General features: G+C 66.3%; 28 protein-coding genes. 22 read left to right on the top strand and 6 right to left on the bottom strand.

Annotation, left to right across the window (positions count from 1 at the left end; translation table 11 throughout):
* Positions 1–27: 27 nt before the first annotated feature.
* The 13 genes from SLQ31_RS18165 (at position 28) to rplO (ending at position 8475) form a co-directional block, all read left to right on the top strand.
* On the top strand, positions 28–2379 hold the full coding sequence (locus SLQ31_RS18165) for an arylsulfatase (RefSeq protein WP_319435396.1): 2352 nt from the start codon (positions 28–30) through the stop codon (positions 2377–2379).
* A gap of 21 nt (positions 2380–2400) precedes the next feature.
* Positions 2401–3093 carry a hypothetical protein gene (locus SLQ31_RS18170; RefSeq protein WP_319435397.1) on the top strand — a complete coding sequence of 231 codons (693 nt, stop codon included), beginning with the start codon at positions 2401–2403 and terminating at the stop codon, positions 3091–3093.
* A gap of 4 nt (positions 3094–3097) precedes the next feature.
* Entirely contained in the window at positions 3098–3976 is an 879-nt protein-coding gene (locus SLQ31_RS18175) for a formylglycine-generating enzyme family protein (RefSeq protein WP_319435398.1), read from the top strand.
* Between the two features lie 245 nt (positions 3977–4221).
* Entirely contained in the window at positions 4222–4590 is a 369-nt protein-coding gene (rplN, locus tag SLQ31_RS18180; protein WP_319435399.1) for a 50S ribosomal protein L14, read from the top strand.
* Entirely contained in the window at positions 4591–4908 is a 318-nt protein-coding gene (gene rplX / locus SLQ31_RS18185) for a 50S ribosomal protein L24 (RefSeq protein ID WP_319435400.1), read from the top strand.
* A 1-nt stretch (position 4909) separates the two neighbouring features.
* The gene (gene rplE, locus SLQ31_RS18190; protein ID WP_319435401.1) at positions 4910–5482 is read left to right on the top strand and encodes a 50S ribosomal protein L5; all 573 of its coding nucleotides are present in this window, start codon (positions 4910–4912) and stop codon (positions 5480–5482) included.
* A gap of 4 nt (positions 5483–5486) precedes the next feature.
* Positions 5487–5672: a type Z 30S ribosomal protein S14 gene (locus SLQ31_RS18195; RefSeq protein WP_047329118.1), complete on the top strand. Its 186-nt coding sequence runs from the start codon at positions 5487–5489 to the stop codon at positions 5670–5672.
* An 88-nt stretch (positions 5673–5760) separates the two neighbouring features.
* Positions 5761–6159 carry a 30S ribosomal protein S8 gene (rpsH, locus tag SLQ31_RS18200; protein ID WP_319435402.1) on the top strand — a complete coding sequence of 133 codons (399 nt, stop codon included), beginning with the start codon at positions 5761–5763 and terminating at the stop codon, positions 6157–6159.
* 13 nt (positions 6160–6172) lie between these two features.
* Positions 6173–6712 carry a 50S ribosomal protein L6 gene (rplF, locus tag SLQ31_RS18205; protein ID WP_319435403.1) on the top strand — a complete coding sequence of 180 codons (540 nt, stop codon included), beginning with the start codon at positions 6173–6175 and terminating at the stop codon, positions 6710–6712.
* Between the two features lie 3 nt (positions 6713–6715).
* A complete protein-coding gene (gene rplR, locus SLQ31_RS18210; RefSeq protein WP_319435404.1) occupies positions 6716–7123 on the top strand; it encodes a 50S ribosomal protein L18 in 408 nt (135 codons plus the stop codon).
* Between the two features lie 25 nt (positions 7124–7148).
* Positions 7149–7850, top strand: a complete 702-nt coding sequence (gene rpsE / locus SLQ31_RS18215; RefSeq protein WP_319435405.1) for a 30S ribosomal protein S5 — start codon at positions 7149–7151, stop codon at positions 7848–7850.
* Positions 7851–7852: 2 nt separating this feature from the next.
* Positions 7853–8035 (top strand): 50S ribosomal protein L30, encoded by a 183-nt coding sequence (gene rpmD, locus SLQ31_RS18220; RefSeq protein WP_319435406.1) that lies wholly within the window; start codon positions 7853–7855, stop codon positions 8033–8035.
* A complete protein-coding gene (rplO, locus tag SLQ31_RS18225; protein ID WP_319435407.1) occupies positions 8032–8475 on the top strand; it encodes a 50S ribosomal protein L15 in 444 nt (147 codons plus the stop codon). Before rpmD ends, rplO begins: the two co-directional genes overlap by 4 nt.
* Before the next feature lie 56 nt (positions 8476–8531).
* On the opposite strand, the gene SLQ31_RS18230 is transcribed toward rplO, so the two are convergent.
* The gene (locus SLQ31_RS18230) at positions 8532–9458 is read right to left on the bottom strand and encodes an LLM class flavin-dependent oxidoreductase (protein WP_319435408.1); all 927 of its coding nucleotides are present in this window, start codon (positions 9456–9458) and stop codon (positions 8532–8534) included.
* Between the two features lie 59 nt (positions 9459–9517).
* Here SLQ31_RS18230 and sppA point away from each other — a divergent pair, with 59 nt between their 5' ends.
* Positions 9518–11323: a signal peptide peptidase SppA gene (sppA, locus tag SLQ31_RS18235; RefSeq protein WP_319435409.1), complete on the top strand. Its 1806-nt coding sequence runs from the start codon at positions 9518–9520 to the stop codon at positions 11321–11323.
* Here sppA and SLQ31_RS18240 read toward each other — a convergent pair.
* Genes SLQ31_RS18240 through SLQ31_RS18260 form a run of 5 tightly spaced genes read right to left on the bottom strand, consistent with a single transcriptional unit; the run spans position 11304 to position 15894 of the window.
* Complete coding sequence (locus SLQ31_RS18240; RefSeq protein ID WP_319435410.1) at positions 11304–12224, bottom strand: class I SAM-dependent methyltransferase; 921 nt, start codon at positions 12222–12224, stop codon at positions 11304–11306. The genes sppA and SLQ31_RS18240 overlap by 20 nt on opposite strands.
* A gap of 8 nt (positions 12225–12232) precedes the next feature.
* On the bottom strand, positions 12233–13138 hold the full coding sequence (locus tag SLQ31_RS18245) for a class I SAM-dependent methyltransferase (RefSeq protein WP_319435411.1): 906 nt from the start codon (positions 13136–13138) through the stop codon (positions 12233–12235).
* Positions 13138–14067: a class I SAM-dependent methyltransferase gene (locus SLQ31_RS18250; protein WP_319435412.1), complete on the bottom strand. Its 930-nt coding sequence runs from the start codon at positions 14065–14067 to the stop codon at positions 13138–13140. Before SLQ31_RS18250 ends, SLQ31_RS18245 begins: the two co-directional genes overlap by 1 nt.
* Before the next feature lie 4 nt (positions 14068–14071).
* Positions 14072–14977: a class I SAM-dependent methyltransferase gene (locus tag SLQ31_RS18255; protein ID WP_319435413.1), complete on the bottom strand. Its 906-nt coding sequence runs from the start codon at positions 14975–14977 to the stop codon at positions 14072–14074.
* Positions 14974–15894, bottom strand: coding sequence for a class I SAM-dependent methyltransferase (locus SLQ31_RS18260; RefSeq protein WP_319435414.1), 921 nt, complete (start codon positions 15892–15894; stop codon positions 14974–14976). Before SLQ31_RS18260 ends, SLQ31_RS18255 begins: the two co-directional genes overlap by 4 nt.
* Before the next feature lie 284 nt (positions 15895–16178).
* On the opposite strand from SLQ31_RS18260, the gene secY reads away from it, so the two are divergent.
* The 8 genes from secY to SLQ31_RS18300 all read left to right on the top strand — a co-directional run bounded on the left by secY (position 16179) and on the right by SLQ31_RS18300 (position 23696).
* Positions 16179–17504 (top strand): preprotein translocase subunit SecY, encoded by a 1326-nt coding sequence (gene secY, locus SLQ31_RS18265; protein WP_319435415.1) that lies wholly within the window; start codon positions 16179–16181, stop codon positions 17502–17504.
* Entirely contained in the window at positions 17501–18046 is a 546-nt protein-coding gene (locus tag SLQ31_RS18270; protein ID WP_319435416.1) for an adenylate kinase, read from the top strand. The genes secY and SLQ31_RS18270 overlap by 4 nt, the downstream gene beginning before the upstream one ends.
* 6 nt (positions 18047–18052) lie before the next feature.
* A complete protein-coding gene (gene map / locus SLQ31_RS18275) occupies positions 18053–18850 on the top strand; it encodes a type I methionyl aminopeptidase (protein WP_319435417.1) in 798 nt (265 codons plus the stop codon).
* A gap of 86 nt (positions 18851–18936) precedes the next feature.
* Positions 18937–19452 (top strand): sigma-70 family RNA polymerase sigma factor, encoded by a 516-nt coding sequence (locus tag SLQ31_RS18280; protein WP_319435418.1) that lies wholly within the window; start codon positions 18937–18939, stop codon positions 19450–19452.
* Entirely contained in the window at positions 19449–20180 is a 732-nt protein-coding gene (locus tag SLQ31_RS18285; RefSeq protein WP_319435419.1) for a zf-HC2 domain-containing protein, read from the top strand. Before SLQ31_RS18280 ends, SLQ31_RS18285 begins: the two co-directional genes overlap by 4 nt.
* Positions 20181–20306: 126 nt before the next feature.
* Entirely contained in the window at positions 20307–22019 is a 1713-nt protein-coding gene (locus SLQ31_RS18290; protein WP_319435420.1) for a thiamine pyrophosphate-binding protein, read from the top strand.
* Positions 22000–22665, top strand: a complete 666-nt coding sequence (locus SLQ31_RS18295; RefSeq protein ID WP_319435421.1) for an SRPBCC family protein — start codon at positions 22000–22002, stop codon at positions 22663–22665. Before SLQ31_RS18290 ends, SLQ31_RS18295 begins: the two co-directional genes overlap by 20 nt.
* 8 nt (positions 22666–22673) lie before the next feature.
* Positions 22674–23696, top strand: a complete 1023-nt coding sequence (locus SLQ31_RS18300) for a 3-oxoacyl-ACP synthase III family protein (protein ID WP_319435422.1) — start codon at positions 22674–22676, stop codon at positions 23694–23696.

Genomic DNA, 23696 nt, shown 5'->3' on the forward strand with positions numbered 1-23696 from the left:
GGCAGGCTCGAGGATTGGGGAGCGCGGATGACCACGGAGTTCAACGGCAAGATCGAACTGGACATTCGCGATTCCGAACCGGACTGGGGCCCGTACGCCGCACCCAAGGCGCCGGACGGCGCACCCAATGTGCTCTACCTGGTGTGGGACGACATCGGCATCGCGACATGGGATTGCTTTGGTGGGCTGGTGTCGATGCCGGCGATGACGCGGCTCGCCGAGCGGGGAGTTCGGCTTTCGCAGTTCCATACCACCGCACTGTGTTCGCCGACCCGGGCGGCACTGCTGACGGGGCGCAATTCCACCACGGTCGGGATGGCCATGGTCGAGGAGTTCACCGAAGGTTTTCCCGGCATCAACGGCCGCATTCCCGATGACACCGCACTGATTTCGGAAGTGCTCGCCGAGCGCGGTTACAACACCTATTGCGTCGGCAAGTGGCACCTCACCCCGATCGAGGAGTCCAACCTCGCGGCCACCCGCAGGCACTGGCCGCTGTCGCGCGGCTTCGAGCGCTTCTACGGGTTCATGGGCGGGGAGACCGACCAGTGGTATCCGGAGCTGGTCTACGACGGCCACCCGGTGGAGCCGCCCGCCACCCCGGACGAGGGGTATCACCTCTCGAAGGACCTGGCGGACAAGGCAATCGAGTTCATCCGCGACTCCACGATGGTTGCCCCGGAAAAGCCGTGGTTCACCTACCTATGCCCGGGTGCCGGCCACGCGCCGCACCACGTGTTCAAGGAATGGGCCGACCGCTACGCCGGCGAGTTCGACATGGGCTACGAGCGCTACCGCGAGATCGTCCTGGCGAACCAGAAGAGGCTCGGCATCGTGCCACCCGACACCGAACTGTCCGGGGTGAACCCGTACGCGGATGTCACCGGACCCAACGGTGAGCCGTGGCCTCTGCAAGACACCGTGCGCCCGTGGGATTCCCTCGATGACGAGGAGAAGCGGCTGTTCTCCCGGATGGCCGAAGTGTTCGCTGGGTTCTTGTCCTACACCGATGCCCAGATCGGCAGGGTGCTGGACTATCTGGAGGAATCCGGGCAGCTGGACAACACCATCGTCGTCGTGATCTCCGACAACGGCGCCAGCGGCGAGGGTGGGCCCAATGGCTCGGTCAACGAAGGCAAGTTCTTCAACGGCTACGTCGACACCGTCGAGGAGAGCATGCCGTTCTTCGACGAATTAGGTTCTCCGGCAACCTATAACCACTACCCGATCGGGTGGGCGATGGCGTTCAATACGCCATACAAGCTCTACAAGCGTTACGCCTCCCACGAGGGTGGCATCGCCGACACCGCGATCATCTCCTGGCCCAACGGAATTGCGGCACACGGCGAGATCCGCGACAACTACGTCAACGTTTCCGACATCACGCCGACGATCTACGAGCTGCTGGGCATCGATGCGCCGCAGACCGTGAAAGGCATCGCGCAAAAGCCGCTCGACGGAGTGAGTTTCAAGGCGGCACTGGACGACTCGGCTGCAGACACCGGCAAGGAGACCCAGTTCTACACGATGCTGGGCACTCGCGGGATCTGGCACAAGGGCTGGTTCGCCAACACGGTGCACCCTGCCGCGCCGTCGGGCTGGTCGCATTTCGATGCCGACCGCTGGGAGCTGTACAACATCGAGAAGGACCGCAGTCAGTGTCACGATGTTGCCGCCGAGCACCCCGACAAGCTCGCCGAGTTGCAGAAGCTGTGGTTCGCCGAGGCCGAAAAGTACAACGGCCTACCGCTTTCCGACCTCAACGTGTTCGAGATGGTCACCCGCACCCGCCCGTCGCTGGCCGGTAATCGGTCCAGCTACGTGTACTACCCGCACACCGCGCCGATCGCGATGGGCGCGTGTGTGTCAATCAGCGGCCGCTCGTTCTCGGTGTTGGCCGAGGTGAGCATCGACAGTCCGGACGTGCAGGGTGTGTTGCTCAAACAGGGTGCCGGCCACGGCGGGTACGTCTTGTTCGTCGCCGACGGGCGGCTGCAGTTCGTCTACAACTTCTTCGGTGAAGTCGAACAGCGGGTGATCGCCCCCGACCCGCTACCGCTGGGTGACCACATCGTGGGAGCGGCGTACGCCCGAACCGGCACGGTCGACGGCAGCCACACACCACTCGGCGACGTCACCCTCTACGTCGACGGCACCGCGGTGGCCACACTGGCCGGAGTCAAAGCCCATCCGTTCACGTTCGGATTGGCCGGCGGCGGAGTCAGCGTGGGGCGCAATCTGGGTCAGGCGGTGTCCAGCGCCTACGCGGCGCCATTCGACTTCAGCGGGGGAACCATCGCGCGGGTGGTCGTCGACGTATCGGGGAGTCCCTACGTCGACGCGGCGCGCCAACTCGCGGCGGCCTTCGCCAGGGACTGACCCCCACGTCATACTGGTGAGGTGACTCGGCTGGTGTGCGCCGCTGCGGCGGTTGTGTTATTAGCCGCCCCGGGTGTTGCCGCCTGTGCGCGCAATAGCGACGGAACAGCGGTCCGGGCCGACGCTTCGACGTCGTCGACCGGCGGCGCGACCACGTCGACCAGGGTCACCGACGCACCCGAATCCTCGGAACCGGGCGTGCTGGAAACCACCCGCGCGCCCATTCCGGCAGACGCGACCGTGTGCCGGCCCGAACAGTCGGGGCCCACGGCGGTGGCCGCCGTCGCGGACCCCGCCGCGCCCAAGATCAGAGTCCAAGTGCCACCGGGATGGTCGTCGACTCCCGGCACCGGTGATGTCGGCGCTCTGCTGTCCGGACCGGACGACATGGTCGCCGAGGTCACCATCGCGTCGACCCCGCTGGACCCGGGCGCCGCGTTCACGAGGTACGGCGACGACGTGATGGCCAGGTACCCGATCAGCACGCTGAGCCTGCTGCCCGGCGACTTCTGCGGCTTCAGTGGGCAGAAGTTGATGGGTACCTGGGCCAGGGATCCCGATGAATCACTCGAATACCAGGACCGGATCGCTCACGTCTGGACCAACGCAGGGAACTATCTGGTCGCGGTGCACGTGGAGGCGCCGTCGGGAACCGCTGGATTCGACGCGGCTGCCTCGGTGCTGACCGACGAATTCAGCATCGTCATACCCTGAACCCATGTTCACCGAGCTCGTCGCGGTGCCCGGCGGGTCGTTCCGGATGGGGTCGACCGCCTTCTATCCCGAAGAGGCGCCGATCCACACCGCGACCGTCGGTGCCTTCGCGATCGAACGGCACCCGGTGACCAACGCCCAGTTCGCCGACTTCGTCGCCGCCACCGGATACCTCACGATCGCCGAGCGGCCACTCGATCCGGCGCTGTATCCCGGTGTCGCCGAAGCGGATTTGCTGCCCGGTGCGCTGGTGTTTCGGCCGACGCCGGGCCCGGCGGATCTGCGCGACTGGCGGCAGTGGTGGGACTGGGCGCCTGGCGCGAACTGGCGTGCGCCCTTCGGTTCCGGCAGTGACGTCGCCGACAAGCCGGATCACCCCGTCGTGCAGGTCGCCTATCCCGACGCGATCGCCTATGCCCGTTGGGCCGGCCGGCGGCTGCCGACCGAGGCGGAATGGGAGTACGCGGCAAGGGCGAACAGCACCGGTCCCTACGCGTGGGGTGACGACCCGACGGTCGGGGGAGGGTTGATGGCCAACACCTGGCAGGGGCGCTTCCCGTATCGCAACGACGGTGCGCTGGGGTGGGTGGGCACCTCGCCGGTGGGAACCTTCCCGCCGAACGCATACGGCCTGGTCGACATGATCGGCAATGTCTGGGAATGGACCACCACGCAGTTCTCGGCGCATCACGTGGTTCTTGAGCAGCAGAATGCCTGCTGCCCGCCGCCCACCGAACCCGATCCTGCGGTCAATCAGACCCTCAAGGGCGGGTCGCATCTGTGCGCGCCGGAGTACTGCCACCGATACCGGCCGGCCGCGCGTTCGCCGCAATCGCAGGACAGCTCGACCACCCATATCGGCTTCCGGTGCGTGGTGGGCTGACTGAGCTGCGCCGAGATCGACGTAATGGCGCGAGGTACTCGTACTTCTGCGCCCGTTTGTCGGTTTGGGCGGGAGAAGTGCGAGGATTTGGAGCTTTTCCGCTCGTCACCTAGTATTTAGGGGTTGCCCAGGGCAGACCTCGGTTATCTCGCAAGAGAAAACCCTGCGTGCTCTTTGGGTGACACAGACCGCGCACGTCAGGTCGGTATCTGCCGTGCACACAGTAACCAGGTCGAGGAGATCTAGTGATTCAGCAAGAGTCGCGGCTCAAGGTCGCCGACAACACGGGCGCCAAGGAGATCTTGTGCATCCGTGTTCTGGGTGGCTCGGCGCGACGCTACGCCGGCATCGGCGATGTGATCGTGGCGACCGTCAAGGACGCCATCCCCGGAGGCAACGTCAAGCGCGGTGATGTGGTCAAGGCCGTCGTCGTGCGCACCGTCAAGGAGCGCCGTCGGGCGGACGGCAGCTACATCAAGTTCGACGAGAACGCCGCCGTCATCATCAAGAACGACAACGATCCGCGTGGCACCCGCATCTTCGGCCCGGTCGGTCGCGAGCTGCGTGAGAAGAAGTTCATGAAGATCGTTTCGCTGGCCCCGGAGGTGTTGTAAATGAAGGTGCACAAGGGCGACACCGTTCTGGTCACCGCCGGTAAGGACAAGGGCGCCAAGGGCAAGGTCATCGAGGCCTACCCGACCCGCGAGAAGATTCTCGTCGAGGGCGTCAACCGGATCAAGAAGCACACCGCGGAGTCGGCCAACGAGCGTGGCGCGTCCTCGGGCGGCATCGTCACCCAGGAGGCGGCAATCCACGTCTCCAACGTGATGGTCGTCGACTCCGACGGCAACCCGACCCGCATCGGCTACCGCGTCGACGAGGAGACGGGCAAGAAGGTCCGAGTCTCCAAGCGCAATGGCAAGGACATCTGACATGACCACCGTAGAAAACACCGCGAAGGTGCAGCCGCGACTGAAGGCGCGCTACCGCGAAGAGATCAAAGATGCGCTCAACACCGAGTTCAACTACGCCAACGTCATGCAGATCCCCGGTGTGGTCAAGGTTGTCGTCAACATGGGTGTCGGTGACGCCGCCCGCGACGCCAAGCTGATCAACGGCGCGGTCAACGACCTCGCGCTGATCACCGGCCAGAAGCCCGAGATCCGCAAGGCCCGCAAGTCGATCGCGCAGTTCAAGTTGCGCGAGGGCATGCCGATCGGCGCGCGGGTCACCCTGCGCGGCGACCGGATGTGGGAATTCCTCGACCGGCTGGTGTCGATCGCGCTGCCGCGTATCCGCGACTTCCGCGGCCTGAGCCCCAAGCAGTTCGACGGCCACGGCAACTACACCTTCGGACTCGCCGAGCAGTCGGTGTTCCACGAGATCGACGTTGACTCGATCGACCGGCCGCGCGGCATGGACATCACCGTCGTCACTTCGGCGACGAACGACGACGAGGGTCGGGCGCTGCTGCGTGCGCTGGGCTTCCCCTTCAAGGAGAACTGAGCAGATGGCAAAGAAGGCACTGGTCAATAAGGCCAACAAGAAGCCGAAGTTCGCCGTGCGGGCATACACCCGTTGCAACAGGTGCGGACGCCCGCACGCCGTCTACCGCAAGTTCGGCCTGTGCCGAATCTGCTTGCGCGAGATGGCACATGCCGGCGAACTGCCCGGCGTGCAAAAGTCCAGCTGGTAACAGACCCCTACAGAACAGGTGCGCAGCAGGCCCCCACGGGAACCAACCCAGGGGGGAACCGTTGCGAGGAAGGTAGACAGGCCCAGTCATGACCATGACGGACCCAATCGCGGACTTCTTGACACGTCTGCGCAACGCCAATTCGGCGTATCACGACGAAGTGACCCTGCCGCACAGCAAGATCAAGGCGAACATCGCCGAGATCCTCAAGCGTGAGGGTTACATCACCGATTTCCGGACCGAGGATGCTCGGGTCGGTAAGTCGCTGATAGTCCAGCTCAAGTACGGACCCAACCGCGAGCGAAGCCTCGCCGGTCTGCGCCGGGTGTCCAAGCCCGGACTGCGGGTGTACGCGAAATCCACCAATTTGCCGCGAGTGCTCGGCGGACTGGGCGTGGCGATCATCTCCACGTCTTCAGGCCTGCTGACCGATCGTCAGGCAGCGCGGTCCGGCGTGGGCGGCGAAGTCCTCGCCTTCGTCTGGTGAGGGAGGCTTAGACATGTCGCGTATTGGAAAGCAGCCGGTGACGATTCCCGCCGGTGTAGATGTGACGATCGACGGCCAGAACGTGTCGGTCAAGGGCCCTAAGGGCACGCTGCAACTGGCGATCGCCGAGCCGATCACCGTGGCGCGCAACGACGATGGCGCCATCGTGATCAGCCGGCCCGACGACGAGCGGCTCAGCCGCTCGCTGCACGGGTTGTCGCGCACGCTGGTGTCCAACCTGGTGACCGGTGTGACCGAGGGTTACACCACCAAGTTGGAGATCTTCGGCGTCGGTTACCGCGTGCAGCTCAAGGGCAGCAACCTCGAGTTCGCGCTCGGGTTCAGCCATCCCGTGGTCATCGAGGCCCCGGAGGGCATCACCTTCGCGGTCGAGACGCCCACCAAGTTCTCGGTCACAGGTATCGATAAGCAGAAGGTCGGCCAGATCTCGGCCAACATCCGTCGGCTGCGCCGCCCGGACCCGTACAAGGGCAAGGGCGTGCGCTACGAGGGTGAGCAGATCCGCCGCAAGGTCGGAAAGACAGGTAAGTAAGCCATGGCTCAAGCAGAGAAAGCAGCCACCGATCGCACCCCGGTCGGCACGAGTGTCTCGGCCGCGCGCCGGGTTTCGCGCCTCCGTCGGCACAACCGGTTGCGCAAGAAGGTCGTCGGCACCGCCGAGCGGCCCCGCCTCGTGGTCAACCGCTCCTCGCGGCACATCCACGTGCAGCTGGTCAATGATGCCGAAGGCATCACGGTCGCGGCAGCCTCGTCCATCGAGGCCGACGTCCGTGCCGTCGAGGGCGACAAGAAGGCACACAGCGTGCGGGTCGGTCAGCTGATCGCCGAGCGCGCCAAGGCCGCTGGTGTCGACGCCGTGGTGTTTGACCGCGGTGGTAACACCTACGGCGGCCGGATCGCGGCGCTGGCAGATGCCGCCCGCGAGAACGGACTGAAATTCTAATGACGTACAACGGAAGGACCGCATAATGTCGGAGCCGATTGCAGCGCCGGATACCGGCGCCCCCTCGGCCGGCACCCGGACCGACGTACAGCGCGGCGGACGTGACGATCGCGGTGGCCGAGGCCGCCGTGACGATCGCGGAGACCGTGGCGGACGCGGCGGTCGCGACGGCGGCGAGAAGAGCAACTACCTGGAGCGCGTTGTCACGATCAACCGTGTTTCCAAGGTGGTCAAGGGTGGTCGTCGGTTCAGCTTCACCGCACTGGTCATCGTCGGTGACGGCAACGGACTCGTCGGTGTCGGCTACGGCAAGGCCAAAGAGGTCCCGGCCGCGATCGCCAAGGGTGTTGAAGAAGCCCGCAAGAACTTCTTCCGCGTCCCGCTGATCGGTGGCACCGTCACCCATCCCGTGCAGGGCGAGGCCGCGGCCGGTGTCGTGATGCTGCGTCCGGCCAGCCCCGGTACCGGCGTCATCGCCGGTGGCGCGGTGCGTGCCGTGCTGGAATGCGCTGGCGTGCACGACGTTCTGGCCAAGTCGCTGGGCAGTGACAACGCGATCAACGTGGTGCATGCCACCGTTGCCGCGCTCAAGCTGCTGCAGCGTCCCGAAGAGGTAGCCGCCCGTCGTGGGCTGCCGATCGAAGACGTCGCGCCGGCAGGCATGCTGCGCGCGCGTCGGGAAAGCGATGCGCTGGCTGCTGCAGCCGCGCGTGAAGGAAGCGCATAACAATGGCAGACCTGAAGATCACCCAGGTGCGCGGCGTCGTCGGTGCGCGCTGGAATCAGCGCGAGAGCCTGCGGACCTTGGGACTGAGGAAGATTCGCCAGTCGGTGGTTCGCGAGGACACCCCGCAGACGCGTGGCTTGATCAACGTCGTGCACCACCTTGTCGAGGTTGAGGAAGTCCAATGAGCGTCATCAAACTGCACGACCTGAAGCCGGCTCCCGGCTCGAAGACCAAGAAGACCCGCGTCGGTCGCGGCGAGGGCTCCAAGGGTAAGACGGCAGGCCGCGGCACCAAGGGCACTAAGGCCCGCAAGAACGTCCCGGTGACCTTCGAGGGCGGGCAGATGCCGATCCACATGCGGCTGCCCAAGCTCAAGGGTTTCCGTAACCGGTTCCGCACCGAGTACGGCGTCGTCAACCTCGGCGATATCAACAAGGCCTTCCCGCAGGGCGGCACTGTCGGTATCGACGAACTGGTGGACAAGGGCCTGGTTCGTAAGAACGTGCTCGTCAAGGTGCTGGGCGACGGCAAGCTGAGCGCGAAGATCGACGTCACCGCGCACAAGTTCAGCGGCAGCGCCCGCGAGGCCATCACCGCCGCTGGCGGTTCGGCCACCGAACTGTAGATCGGATAACGAGAAGGCCCCCGCTCGCACCGCGAGCACGGGGGCTTTTTTCGTGACTAGGTCAGCTGCGGAATGACCTCGGCGGCAAGGCGTTCCATCTGCTCGCGATCTTCGGCGAGGCTCGCCCCGGTCGGGTTCAGCAACAGCGTCTGCGCGCCGGCCTCGATCACCTCACGCAGTCCGTGCGCGACCTCCGACGGTGTGCCGGACACCGGGACCGCGTCCACTCCGGGCATCGACCCGTAGATCCGGCGCAGCCCGGCGAGCACCCGCTCGCGGGCCCTGGCGGAATCATCGTCGACGATCAGGTACACCCGCTTGCCGACCCGGAAGGTCGCCGGGTCCTTGTTCTGCTCGGTCAGCTCGGCCCGCAGGATTCGCACGGCCGAGGCGAAGTCCGCCGTTGTCGAGGATCCCGCCCCCATGAACGCGTCGCCGTGGCGCACCGCGCGCGCGATCGCGCGAGGCGCGTTGGCGCCGAACCAGATCGGCGGATGTGGCCGCTGCACCGGCTTCGGCGAGATCGGCAGATCGTCGACATTGCGGAAGCGGCCGTGAAAGGTCACCCGCGGCTCGTCGGACCAGGCCGCCTTCATCAGGGTCAGGCCTTCGGTGAAGTTGGTGATGAACGTGGCCGGGTCGACCCCGAACGCCTCGAATTTGCGCCGCCCGCCGCCGGGGGCGACGCCGAGGTCCAGGCGGCCGTGGCTGAGCCGGTCGACGGCGGTCACGGTCGATGCCAGCTGGAGGGGATCGTGCAGGGAGGTGATCAGCACGGCCACCCCCAGTCGCAGTGTCGTGGTGCACGCCGCGGCCCAGGCCAGTAGCTCCATCGGCGCGAGCAAGGGCGTCGGGCCGATCACCTGTTCCAACGTCCACCCGCCCTCAAAACCGAGCTCCTCGGCGCGGGTCAGGTAACTTCGCAGGCCCTCGCCGTCGAAGCCGTCGACGTCGAATTGCGGTATCGAGATGGAGTACCTCACCCCTCCACCGTACGAGCGTGGGGGCCGGGACCGGTGTGAGCGCCGGTAGCCTCGACTGTATGTTCGCTTTCCTGCCCGCCGTCCCGGGTGCCGATGACATCCGCGACGCGCTGCGCCGCATCGATACCGCCCGGCACCACGGGGTCCCCGACGGCTGCATCCTGGAGCTCGACCTGCAGTCCGTACCGCCGGAGGCCAGCGGCTTCGACCCGTTGACCTTCATCACCGGCGGCGGCCGGACGATGCTGCTGCGCGACGCCGTCGCCGCGATCCATCGTGCCGCCGAGGATCCGCGGGTCGCCGGACTGATTGTGCGGGTGCAGCTTTCGGCGGCACCGGCCGGTCCAGTGCAGGAGCTCCGTGCCGCCATCGCGGCCTTCACCGAGGTCAAGCCGTCGTTGGCGTGGGCCGAGACCTACCCCGGCACGCTGTCCTACTACCTGGCCTCGGCGTTCACCGAGGTGTGGATGCAGCCCACCGGCACCGTCGGCCTGATCGGGTTCGCCACCAATGCCCTGTTCCTGCGTGACGCGCTGGGCAAGGCCGGCATCGAAGCCCAGTTCGTAGCCCGCGGCGAGTACAAGTCGGCGGTCAACATGTTCACCCAGGACCACTACACCGACGCCCACCGTGAGGCCGACTCCCGGCTGATCGCAAGCCTGCACACCCAGGTGTGGCAGGCCATCGCCGAGTCGCGGCACATCGAGGTCGCGGCCGTCGACGAGCTGGCCAACCGGGCGCCGCTGCTGCGCGACGAGGCGGTCACCGGTCACCTGGTCGACCGCATCGGCTTCCGGGACGAGGCCTACAGCCGCATCGCCGAACTCACTGGTGTGGAAGGCATCTCACCCGAAACGGGTGACGCTGACTCCGACGACAACGCCCCGCCACGGCTGTTCCTGTCCCGCTACGCGCAGATCCGCAAGGGCGGGGCACCGGTGCCGCTGCCGTCAGTGCCGGGCCGCAAGAAACACCCGAGGATCGCGGTGGTCACGGTCGCGGGGTCGATCGTCGGCGGACGCGGCGGCCCGCAGGGGCTTCCGTTCGGACGCTCCAGCGCCGGTGGTGACACCATCGGCGCCGCGCTGCGCGAGGTAGCCACCGACGACGACGTGGCCGCAGTGGTGGTGCGGGTGGACAGCCCGGGCGGGGCGGTGACCGCCTCGGAGACGATCTGGCGGGAAGTGACGCGGGTGCGTGCCAAGGGCAAGCCGGTCGTTGCCTCGATGGGTGGGGTGGCCGCTTCGGGCGGCTACTACATTGCGATGGGTGCCGACGCCATCGTCGCCAACCCCGGAACCATCACCGGCTCCATCGGGGTGCTGACCGGCAAGCTGGTCGCCCGTGAACTCAAGGAGCGTCTCGGGGTCGGGTCGGACAGTGTGCGGACCAACGACAACGCCGATGCCTGGTCGGTCAATGCGCCGTTCACTGCGGAGCAGCAGGCCCTGGTGGAGGCCGAGGCTGATTTGTTCTACAACGATTTCGTTCAGCGGGTCGCCGAGGCGCGCCATATGGCGGTCGATGCCGTCGACGCGGTCGCCCGCGGCCGGGTGTGGACCGGTGCCGATGCCCTGGAGCACGGACTGGTGGACGAACTCGGTGGACTGCGAACCGCGGTGCGGCGGGCCAAGGTGCTCGCCGGAATCGATGTCGACGCCGAGGTCGAACTCGTCAGCTATCCCAGCTCGTCATTGCGGGACTTCCTGCGCCCCAAGGCATCTTCGCAACCTGCGGCGGCTTCGCTGCCCGAAGCCGTCACGGCATTGCTCGGCCAGTCGGTCCGCGGCCTGCTGGACCAGGGTGAGCGAGCGGTGAGCGGAACGAGTCTGCTGTGGCTGGGTTTTAACCCAGAGTGGCGCTGACGTAGACGATTTCGCCGAACGGATTGTTGTCGCTCTCGTCCCCTTTCGGGGGGATCGGCAAGCCGAGGCGCTGGAATAGCTCATCGCCGGGCGTGCCGGTGACGTTCCAGCCTTTGGTGCCCAGGTACTCCATCACGTGGCTGCGCGGACCGGAATAGACCAGCGACCCCATATCGAGATCCAGGCCCTTTTCGCGCGCGGTGGCGGTCATCTCGGTGCCCTTTTCGGCGTCGAAATCCACGATGCCGGGCACGTATTCGGTGGCGACGGCGCTGCCGGGAGCGCTCAGCGAAGTGACGATGTCGAACAGCCGGTCCTGTGCTTCCGACGGCAGGTAGACCAGCAGCCCTTCGGCCAACCACGCGGTGGGCGCTTTCGGGTCGAAACCGGCGGCGAGCAGGGCGGCGGGCCAGTCCTCCCGCAGGTCGATCCCGACGGTGTGGCGTTGCGCGGTGGGGGCGGCACCCAATCCGTCGAACACACCGGTTTTGAACTCGATCACCTCGGGCTGGTCGATCTCGAACACGGTGGTGCCTGCCGGCCACGGCAGCCGATACGCGCGTGCGTCCAGGCCCGACGCCAGGATCACGGCTTGCCGGATGCCGCCGGCCGCGGCCGCGGTGAAGTAGTCGTCGAAGAACTTGGTGCGGGCGGCCATTGCGTCGATCATCCCCTGCACACGCTCGGGGGCGACATCACTGAACAGTGCCTCGTCGAGTTCGCCGTCGATCATCTTGACGAAGAAGTCGACGCCGACCGCGCGGACGAGGGGATCGGCGAACGGATCATCGATCAGCTGGCGCGGATCCTTGGTCGCCAAGGCGCGTCCGGCGGCGACCGCCGTCGCGGTGGCGCCCACGCTGGAAGCCAGGTCCCAGCTGTCGTCGTCGGTGCGGGCCATGTCTTCTCCTAGGAAAGTGTTGCGGATATGTACTGGAAGCCGGTGAACTGCTCGGCCATCTCGTCGTAGTCGTGGTTGTCGAAACCATTGGCCTCGAACAGTTCCTGCACGAGTTCGCCGGTGACGTGCCAGCCGATGCCGCCGAGGTAGTCGATGACGTGACTGCGTTCGCCGTGGAACACCAGGTCGGCGAGATCGTCGTGGAAGCCCAGCTTGCGCCAGCGCTCCTCGCCGTCTTGATCTGCATCGTCGGTGTCCCCGGTGAATGCCACCATGCTGGGCATGAACTCGGTGGCCAGCCTGCTGCCGCCCGGACTCAGCGCGGTGATGTGGTCGAACAACCGGTCCTGAGCCTCCGGCGGCAGATAGATCAGCAGGCCCTCGGCAATCCACGCCGTCGGCTGGCTGGGATCGAATCCATTGGCGCGCAGGGCGGCCGGCCAGTCGTCGCGCAGGTCGATCCCGATGGTGTGCAGGCCCGCGGTCGGGGTGGCCCCGAGGCCCCGCAGGGTGGCGGCTTTGAAGTCGATGACGCCCGGCTGGTCGATCTCGAAGACCGTGGTGCCCACCGGCCACGCCAGCCGATACGACCGGGTGTCGAGGCCCGACGCCAAGATGACGGCCTGCCGGATACCGGCGGCGGTGGCGTCGATCAGGAAATCGTCGAAATACCTTGTGCGGACGGCCATTCCCTGCGCCATCCGCTGCAGATCGGACTCCGAGTGGTCAGCGGTGCCGTGGCCGTCGAGAATCTGCAGGAACATCTCCATGCCGACGGCCTTGACCAACGGCTCGGCCCACGGATCGTCGATCAGCGTGGCCCGGTGGGCCAGCGCACGAGACGCGGCGACGGCTGTCGCGGTCGCGCCCACTCCCGAGGCCAGATCCCAGGTGTCGCCCTCGGTGCGTGCCATCACTGCTCCCTGGCGCGTGTCGCCGTCAGATAGCCGGCGCGGTCACTGAATTCGAGCGCCATCTCGTCGTCGGGGAGTTCAAAACCGTTGGCGCCATAGGATTCCCGGGTGGTCTGGGTGTTGATCCGCCAGCCGCGCTCGCCTAGATAGTCGCTCACCGCATTGCGGTCGCCGTCATAGAACAGGGCGGGCAGGTCGATGTCGGACCCGATCTGCGCCGAGTATTTCTTGAATCGCTCGCGCCAGCTGTCCGGCAGTGTCATCCCGGCGGCCATGTATTCGGTGGCGAAGCGGCTGTCCGGGGCCGATAGAGCGGTGATGTTGTCCAGCAGGCGATCCTGCGCTTCCGGGGGCAAATAGATCAACAGGCCTTCGGCGATCCAGGCCGTCGGCTGGTTGACGTCGAAACCGTTGTCCCGCAACGCTGCAGGCCAGTCGTCGCGCAGGTCGACGCTGATGGCGCGCCGATCGACAGTGGGGGACACCCCCTGGTCGGCGAGAACCCGGGACTTGAACTCGATGACTTGCGGCTGGTCGAGTTCGAAGACCACCGCACCGGTGGGCCAGCTCATCCGGTAAGCGCGGGTGTCCAGCCCCGAGGCCAGGATCACTGCCTGGCGGATGCCGTCGCGCGCCGCATTGGTGAAGAAGTCGTCGAAGAACCGCGTCCGCACCGCGATCTGCTCGGTCATCCGGCGCCGGTTGAGCATCGGGTCGTCCTCGACGGCGGCCTCGCCGTTGGCCACCCGGATCAGGGATTCCACACCGACGGCCTTGACCAGCGCGTCGGCGTAGGGGTCGTGGATCAGCGCATCCGGGCCTTGGGAGGCCAGTGCGCGCGATGCCGCAACCGATGTCGCGGTGGCGCCGACGCTGGACGCGAGGTCCCAGGTATCGCCGTCGTATCGGATCGAATCGGTCTCGCTCATGGTGCTACTTCCGGATTGCCGTGACGGACACGGAGTTACGTAATGATTCGGTCAATTCGGTCTCGGGAAAGGGCCGTCCGTACAGCGCGAACATGTCGGCGCGAGCGCGGGCAGTGACGTCCCAGCCCTGCCCTTCGAGATAGCCGATGACGGGGTTGCGTTCCCCGGCGTAGAACAGGTCGGCCATGTTGAGGTCGAGCCCCTTGTCCCGCCACTGCTCGCTGATCGCCTTGGATCGGGCGGCCAGACCGGCGCCGCCGTCCGGGTGGTACTCGGTGGCCAGTCGGCTTCCCGGTGCCGACAATGCGGTGATGTTGTCGAACAGCCGGTCCTGGGCCTCCGGCGGCAGGTACACCAGCAGACCCTCGGCACTCCACGCGGTCGGCTTCGTGTCATCGAAACCGTTGGCCCGCAAGGCTGCCGGCCAATCCTCACGCAAGTCGATACTCACCGAGCGGAGATCGGCGGTGGGGGAGGCGCCCAGCCCTGCCAATGTCTCGGTCTTGAATTCGATGACCTTGAGCTGGTCGATTTCGTAGACCACCGTGCCGGCGGGCCAGTCCAGCCGATATGACCGGGAGTCCAAACCGGAGGCCAGGATGACGGCCTGCCGCACCCCGGCCGCGGCCGCATCAAGGAAGAAGTCGTCGAAAAAGCGAGTCCGCACGGCCATCACGTCGGTCATCACGTGGGCAGTGCCCTTGCTGTCTATGGCGGTGAGGTCGAGGTCGCCGTCGACCATCTTGGTGAAGACGTCGATGCCGACGGCGCGGACCAGCGGGGCGGCAAACGGGTCGTCGATGAGTGCGTTCTCTTCGCGGCTGGCGACCGCGCGGGCGGCGGCCACCATGGTGGCGGTGGTCCCGACGCTGGTGGCCAGGTCCCAGGTGTCAGATTCGCTGCGGCTCACCGGGCGCCGCCGTAGACGGCGCTGAGGTAGTACATCTTGCCCATCGGCTCGTCCTCGTCGAAGATGCCGCGCTGGCCGGCGGCCAGCAGGTCATTGACGGGGGAGCTGCTGACCTCCCAGCCGTGGCCGCCGAGGTAGTCGCTGGCCTCGTTGCGCTCACCCAGGTACACCAGGCTGGCGAAATCGAGGTCGAAGCCGTTCTCGCGCCACTGCGCCGAGATGGTCTCCATCTTCTCGCGCGACTCCTCGGTTTCCTCCGGGTTCGACGGGGGTGCGGAGTCGATGGCGATCTGGCTGCCCGGCGCGGACAAGTCGGTGACGGTGTCCAGTAGGCGGTCCTGCGCCTCCGGCGGCAGGTAGCCCAGCAGGCCCTCGGCGCTCCAGGCGGTGGGCGCCTGCGGGTCGAACCCGGCCTCGCGCAGTGCGCTGGCCCAGTCGTTGCGCAGGTCCATGGCCACCGTGCGGCGATCACACGTCGGTACCGCGCCCTGATCGGCCAGGGTCTGGGTCTTGAACGCGATGACCTCCGGCTGGTCGATCTCGAAGACGACCATGCCGGCCGGCCAGTCGAGCCGGTAGGCACGGGAGTCGAGGCCCGACGCCAGGATGACCACCTGGCGGACTCCGGCGGCGGCAGCGCCCAAGAAGAATTCGTCGAAGAACTTCGTCCGCACCGCCATGTTGTCGGTCATCCGGGTCACGCCCATGGCCGACTGGTCGTTGGCGGTGGGCAGATCGCCGAGGGCCATCTTGGTGAAGAAGTCGATGCCGACGGCCCGCACCAGAGGTTCGGCGAAGGGATCGTCGATCAGGGGTTCGGTCTCCCGGCTGGCCGCGGCGCGGGCGGCGGCGACCAGGGTCGCGGTGGCTCCCACGCTGGACGCCAGGTCCCAGGTGTCGTTATCGGTACGCGTCATATCTGGGTCCTTATTCATCCGCAATTTATACTTAGCCAATATAACCACTATTGACTGTACGCGATTCCGGCTGTGGGATTTCTGTGAGCGCGGCGGCTCGGTGGCACCCAACGACGGATTGCCGCCCTGCCTGGGCCAACTGTTACTCTCGTAGACTGTTTGAACGCGCGATCCTGCAGGCTGAAAACCTGGCGGCGATCGGTGCAAGGCAGGATTACCCGAACGCTGGCCAGACCAGCCCCATTGGCACGCTGAGACTCCCGTCCGGCTGCCCAGGAGGAAGAGTGCTCTCGGCTTTCATCTCTTCGCTCAGGACGGCAGACCTGAGGCGAAAGATCCTGTTCACCCTGGGTGTTGTGATCCTGTACCGGGTCGGCGCATCGCTGCCGTCCCCCGGGGTCAACTACAAGAACATCCACCAGTGCATCGAGCAGGTCTCCGGTGGCAGCGGGGGGCAGATCTATTCGCTGATCAACCTCTTCTCCGGCGGAGCGCTGCTGCAATTGACGGTGTTCGCGGTGGGCGTAATGCCCTACATCACCGCGAGCATCATCGTGCAGCTGCTGACGGTGGTGATCCCACGCTTCGAACAGCTGCGTAAAGAAGGTCAGGCCGGCCAGGCCAAGATGACCCAGTACACGCGCTACCTGGCGATCGCCCTGGCAATCCTGCAGGCCACCAGCATCGTGGCGCTGGCTGCCAACGGCGGCCTGCTGCAGGGCTGCTCGTTGGACATCCTCCAGAGCACGAGCATCTTCGCGCTGGTCATCATCGTGCTGGTGATGACCGCGGGCGCCGCCCTGGTCATGTGGATGGGCGAGCTGGTCACCGAGCGTGGCGTCGGCAACGGTATGTCGCTGATGATCTTCGCCGGCATCGCGGCCCGCATCCCCGCCGAGGGCAAGAGCATCCTCGACAGCCGCGGTGGCCTCATCTTCACCGCCGTCTGCGTGGCTGCCTTGGTGATCATCATCGGCGTGGTCTTCGTCGAGCAGGGCCAGCGCCGCATCCCGGTCCAGTACGCCAAGCGCATGGTGGGCCGGCGGATGTACGGCGGCACGTCGACGTATCTGCCGCTGAAGGTCAACCAGGCCGGCGTTATCCCGGTGATCTTCGCCTCGTCGTTGATCTACATTCCGCACCTGATCACCCAGTTGATCCAGAGCGGCCGGACCACTCCGAGCAACGGCTGGTGGGACCGCTTCGTCGCCAACTATCTGACGAACCCCGCCGATCCGGTGTACGTCGGCATCTACTTCGGCCTGATCATCTTCTTCACCTACTTCTATGTGTCGATCACGTTCAACCCCGACGAGCGTGCCGATGAGATGAAGAAGTTCGGCGGGTTCATCCCTGGCATTCGGCCAGGTAAGCCGACCGCCGATTACCTGCGTTACGTGTTGAACCGGATCACCCTTCCCGGCTCGATTTACCTGGGTGTGATCGCCGTGCTGCCGAACGTGTTCCTGCAGATGGGTAGCGGCGGTGGCGTCCAGAACCTGCCGTTCGGTGGAACCGCGGTTCTGATCATGATTGGCGTGGGCTTGGATACGGTCAAACAGATCGAGAGCCAGCTCATGCAGCGCAACTACGAAGGGTTCCTGAAGTGAGAATCGTTTTGCTTGGTCCGCCGGGGGCGGGCAAGGGAACCCAGGCTGCTGACTTGGCCAAGAAACTCGGCATTCCGCACATCTCCACCGGTGACCTGTTCCGGCACAACATCAGCACCGGCACCGAGCTGGGGCTGGAGGCAAAGAAGTATCTCGACGCCGGCGACCTGGTCCCGGCCACGTTGACCAATGCGCTGGTCGACAGCCGCCTCGATGACGCTGACGCCGCCGGAGGCTTCATCCTGGACGGGTTTCCCCGCTCAGTGGAGCAGGCCGAGGCCCTCAAGCAAATGCTCAGCCGTCGCAGCCTCAAGCTGGATGCCGTGCTCGAGTTCCGGGTGCCCGAGGACGAGCTGGTCGCCCGGCTGATGAGCCGCGGCCGGGACGACGACAAAGAGGACGTCATCCGCAATCGCTTCAAGGTCTACCGCGACGAGACCGCCCCGTTGCTGGACTACTACCGCGATGAGCTCAAGACCGTCGACGCCGTCGGCAGCACCGATGAGGTGTTCGCCCGGGCGTTGCAGGCGCTCGGCCACTGACGCTCGATGGTCTCGCTGCCCGGCCTGCGTAATCGCAAAACGGTTCCCACCCGCACACCGGGTGAATTGGATGCGATGGCCGCTGCCGGAGCAGTGGTGGCCGCCGCGTTGCGCGCCGTCCAGGCGGCCGCCGCACCGGGGGTGTCCACCAAGGAACTCGACGACGTCGCCGAGACGGTGATCCGGGAGGCTAACGGCATCCCGTCGTTCCTGGGCTACCACGGCTATCCCGCCAGCATCTGCTCGTCGGTCAATGACCGTGTGGTGCATGGCATTCCGACGCCCGAAGAGAAGCTCGCGGCCGGTGACCTGGTGTCGATCGACTGCGGTGCGATCATCGAGGGCTGGCACGGCGACGCCGCCGTCACCTTCGGCATCGGCACGCTGATCGCGATGGACGAGGCCTTGTCGGCTGCGACGAAGCAGTCGATGGAAGCCGGTATCGCGGCCATGATTCCCGGCAACCGGCTTTCCGACGTCTCACACGCGATCGAGACCGGCACCCGTGCCGCCGAGCGGACGTACGGCCGGCGGTTCGGCATCGTCGCGGGCTACGGCGGGCACGGTATCGGCCGGGAAATGCATATGGACCCCTTCCTGCCCAACGAGGGCGAGCCCGGTCGCGGACCGCTGCTGGCCGTCGGATCGGTGCTGGCGATCGAGCCGATGCTGACCCTGGGCACCACCAAGACGCGGATCCTGGCCGACGAATGGACCGTCATCACCTCCGATGGGTCCCGCGCGGCGCACTGGGAGCACACCGTCGCGGTCACCGACGACGGCCCGCGAATCCTCACCGCCTAGCGGTTCGCGCCCCATCCGGGTGCGTCTTCGCGCACACTTTGAACCAGACACTCACCGGTTACGTGTATCAGCCGGGAGGTTAAGTAATGGATGACCCGGAGGCGGCGTTGGTGCGCGTGCTCTATGAGGAGCACGCGGCCGCATTGTGGCGCTATGCGCTGCGGCTCACCGGGGATCCGGCGCGGGCAGAGGACGTCGTGCAGGAGACGCTGCTGAGGGCCTGGCAGCACCCCGAGGTGTCCGGCGATGCCGACCGTTCCGCGCGGGCGTGGTTGTTCACGGTCGCCCGCAACATGATCATCGACGAGCGCCGCAGCGCCAGGTTCCGCAGAGAGACCGACTCGCTCGACACCGAGGGTGCGCCGGAGCCCGCGGGTCCCGACGAGGTCAACTCGGCACTGGACCGGTTGCTGATCGGCGACGCGCTGGCTCAGCTGTCGCCCGACCATCGCGCGGTGGTCCGACGTTCCTATTATCTTGGCTGGACGACGGCGCAGATCGCGGCCGACCTTCAGATTGCCGAGGGAACGGTGAAGTCGAGGCTGCACTACGCGGTGCGTGCACTTCGCTTGACGCTGCAGGAGATGGGGGTGACCCGATGAACGATTCGTACGATCCATACGATCCCTACGAGACGTGGGATGCCTCCTACGTGCTGGGGTCCCTCTCGAGCAGTGAACGCCGCGAATACGAAGCGCACCTGAGCGGCTGCGTGCCCTGCCGAACGTCTGTCGGTGAGCTCAGCGGTATGCCCGCTCTGCTGGCCATGCTCAGCCCCGACGAGGTGACCGCGATCGACACCGGTGGCATCGAACCGCCGCCGCTGCGCCCGCAGCTGCTCGACGGTGTGCTCTTCGCGGTGCGCCGGCGTCGTCGCCGCGGGCGGTGGGTCACCTGGACGGTGGCTGCGGCGGCCGCCGCGGTGCTGGCCGTCGGGGTCCTTGTTGCGGTCAAGCCGGCGCCGTTCGGGACAACGGACCCCGCCCCGCAGGTGTCTGCGATGTCCGTCAGCATGACGCCGGTGACGCCGTCTTCGTTCGACGCCACGGTGCAGGTGACGCCGATGGGGTGGGGCACCCACGTCGAGATGACGTGCACGTACCACGAGGACATCGGCGAGGACGCCACCGAAGACGGTGACAAGCTGGCGATGTATGCGGTCGGTAGCGACGGTAGCCGCGTCCAGCTGGCAACGTGGATGGCCCGTGAGGGCGAGTCGGCCTCGCCGACCGGCAGTACGTCGATGCCGATGGAGAAGATCGCCGCCGTGCAGGTCGTCAAGGCCGAAACCGGGGATGTTCTGCTGCAACGCAGCCTGAAGTCACGCTGACTGATCGCCCCGTCAGGGCGCGCGCGTCAAAATCGTTCTCCTGAAACGATTCTCATCTGCCTCGGTGAACCGAACCGCCCCACCTCTCGTGTCATTGAGAGGGTTGGGGAGGGACAGGTGATCCGGATGGACGGGCAACAACGCATGGTCGACTTCATCGTCGACCAACTTGCGGCCATCGGCGTCGACTACCTGTTCGGCGTCGATGGTGCCAATATCGAGGATCTCTACGATGCCGCGTACTTTCACGAGGGCGTCACCGCTGTCCTGGCAAAGCACGAGTTCTCCGCCGCGACGATGGCCGACGGTTACAGCCGGGCGGGGTGCGGGCTGGGGGTGGTCATGGCGACCTCCGGCGGCGGCTCGCTGAATCTCGTTCCAGGGCTGGGTGAGTCGCTGACCAGTCGGGTGCCGGTACTGGCGCTGATCGGCCAGCCACCCACCGCGATGGACGGCCGTGGCAGCTTTCAGGACACCAGTGGCCGTAATGGTTCGCTCGATGCCCAGGCACTGTTCTCGGCGGTGTCGGTGTACTGCAGGCGCATCACGTCCGCCGAACAGATCGTGACGGCGCTGCCGGAGGCGATCGCCGCGGCGTGGCAGGGCGGACCGGCGGTTCTGTTGCTGCCCAAAGATATTCAGCAGGCTTTGGTCCCGGCGCGGAGCCGGCTGACATCGGCCCCGGAGCCGCCCGTGGTGGGCGACCCGTGGCCGATCGCCCGAGAGTTGCGCCGGGCTCACGGACCCGTGACCATCATCGCCGGCGAGCAGGTGGCTCGCGACGATGCCCGCGTCGACCTCGAGCGGCTGCGCGCCCTGCTGCGCGCGAAGGTCGCGACCGTGCCGGACGCGAAGGATGTCAGCGGCTCGCCCGGACTGGGCTCGTCGTCGTCGCTGGGCGTCACTGGCGTGATGGGGCATCCCGGGATAGCCGACGCCATCCGCGACAGTGCACTGTGCCTGCTGATCGGAACCCGGCTGAATGTGACCGCACGCAGCGGGTTGGATGATGCGCTGGCCTGCGTGCCGACGATGTCCATCGGCTCGGCCGCGCCGTACCTGGCCTGCACCCACATCCGCACCGACGACCTGCGGGCGTCGTTGGGGCAGTTGGCGATGATGCTCTCGGGGTGCGGCCGGCGCCCCGACGGCTTGCGGGTGCCCGAGACAATCGGGCATCAGGAGCTGATCCCGCCCCGTCACGATGGTGACGGAATCCGTTACCGCGACGCGGTTTCCGCACTCGACGCCATTCTTCCCGACGATGTCGACATCGTCGTCGACGCGGGCAACACCGGCGCGGCCGTCATCCACAATCTTCCGGTGCGGCGATCGGGACGGTTCATCGTCGCGCTGGGGATGGGCGGCATGGGCTACAGCTTCGGAGCTGCCATCGGCATGGCCTTCGGCCGCGGGCGCCGCGTTGTGGTGGTGGCCGGTGACGGCTCGTTCTTCATGCACGGCATGGAGATGCACACCGCAATCCAGTACCGGTTGCCGATCACGTTCGTGCTGTTCAACAACAACGCACATGCCATGTGCGTGACGCGTGAGCAGTTGTATTACCGAGATATGTACAGCTACAACCGGTTCCGGACCAGCAATTTGGGTGCCGGGCTGGCGGCGATGTTCCCCGGGCTGCGTTCGGTGGACGTCGGCGAGCTCAGCCAGCTGCACACCGCGTTGGGGGCGGCACTGTCCGACGACGGGCCGTCCGTCGTCAGCATCGAATGCTCGGCCGACGAAATCCCGCCATTCGCACCGTTCCTGGCTGCGCTGCGGCACACCGAGACCCCGACCACAGAGGAGGCTACGACCCATGTCGCTGCCCGCGCTTGACGATATCGTTGCCCACACCGGATCCGCCGACCCTATTGACGGGGTCATGCGGATCGAGACGTCCCCGCGGGAGAAGGCCACCCCGGTCATCATGGAGATGATGCGGTCGGTGTACCCGCACGATGACGTCTTCGGTCGATACTGCACGGTCAACGATTACATCGACTGTCCGCCCGATGAACTCTACGAGTATCTGTCCGACACCCGCTCGTTGGAGGAATGGACCTACAGCCTGCGCGGGTTCGAGACCACCGAAGAGCCGGGGCTGTGGGTGGCCTACGACCGATTGGGTTCGGAGACAACGATCTACACCCGCACCGAAGCCAACCCGCAGGCGCGCACCGTCGACTACCACTGCGCGTGGGACCAGGGCAAGCACCTGTGGATGATCTACCTGATGCGGGTGATCGATGCGCAGGCTGTCCTCGACAAGCCGGGATCGGTTGTGCTCTGGACGAATTGCCATCACCCGTTCTACGACGAGAATCCCTATCCGGAAACCGCGCCGCCGGAACGCCCGGTGTGGGTCGGCGATTTCTGGGACATGTTCGGCGCCGGTCACGAACTCGAGATGAAGAACCTCAAGGCGATTGCCGAATACCGACACCGCAACGGGCTGCCGGTCACCCCCGAGTGGATGAAATGAGCACTGCCATGAGCCAATCCAATGTCAGCCTGATCGACGTCTCGAGCTACCTGCCCGGCGACCCGATCCCCGCCGACTACTATGCCCAGTTCGCCGACTCCGACGAACTGCGCGACAACCTGATGTTCCGGGCGCCGAAGTTCCGCCACCACATCGCCCCCGACGAGACCGCCACCGACATGATCGAGCGCGCCGCCGCCGGGCTGATCGAGCGGCATGGCGAAGACGTCGTCGCCGGTGCCGACATTCTGATCACCCACACCCAGATGCCGGACATGCCGTTCTACGGCGGCGGCGGGGCGATCGCGCATCGGCTTGGTATGCGCCCGAATTGGGTGCTCGATCTGCACAACGGCGGCTGCGCGGCATTCGTGCTCGGACTGCAGGTGGCCCGCCAGTTGCTGTCCTCGGGCGCGGGAAACACCGCGTTGGTGGCGATCGCGCAGAACGCGGCCGGCCAGGTTTTCGATCAGCCGACCGTGCGACGCAAGGCCCAGGCGGCGGTGCCCGGCGACGGCGCGGCCGTCGGCCTCGTCGCGGTGTCGGACCAGTCCCCGATCCTCGACATCGAAACCCGCACCTACGGCGAATTCGCCGGCGATATGACGATCACGTTCGATCCGCCGCGCAAATGGTGGCAGCCCGGGTCCGCCGAGGGCTACATCGGATTCACCGAATCGAAGATCACCAAGGTGCTGGCCCGGGGTAACCGGCAAGTCCCGGAAGTCGCACTGGAGGTATGCCATCGCCTCGGGCTGAAGTCGCGTGACGTTGACCTGTTCGTCTCCAATCAGCCCAACCGAGTGTTCCTGCGCAACTGGCGCGAAGCGCTCGAGCTGCCCGCCGAACGGCACGTCGACACATTCGATCAGTACGGCAACCTGTTCGGTGCGGGCATCCCGATCAATCTCGACCGGGCAATAACCGACGGGCGGGTCTCGGCCGGCGACACCATCCTGATGGCCGCGTTCGCCCACGCAGGCGATTTCGCCGGAGCGGCTGCCGTCCGATGGGGCGGGAGGGCCGCCTGA

Origin of the sequence: Mycobacterium sp. RTGN5, assembly GCF_033804465.1 — a bacterium.
Classification (GTDB): Bacteria; Actinomycetota; Actinomycetes; order Mycobacteriales; family Mycobacteriaceae; genus Mycobacterium.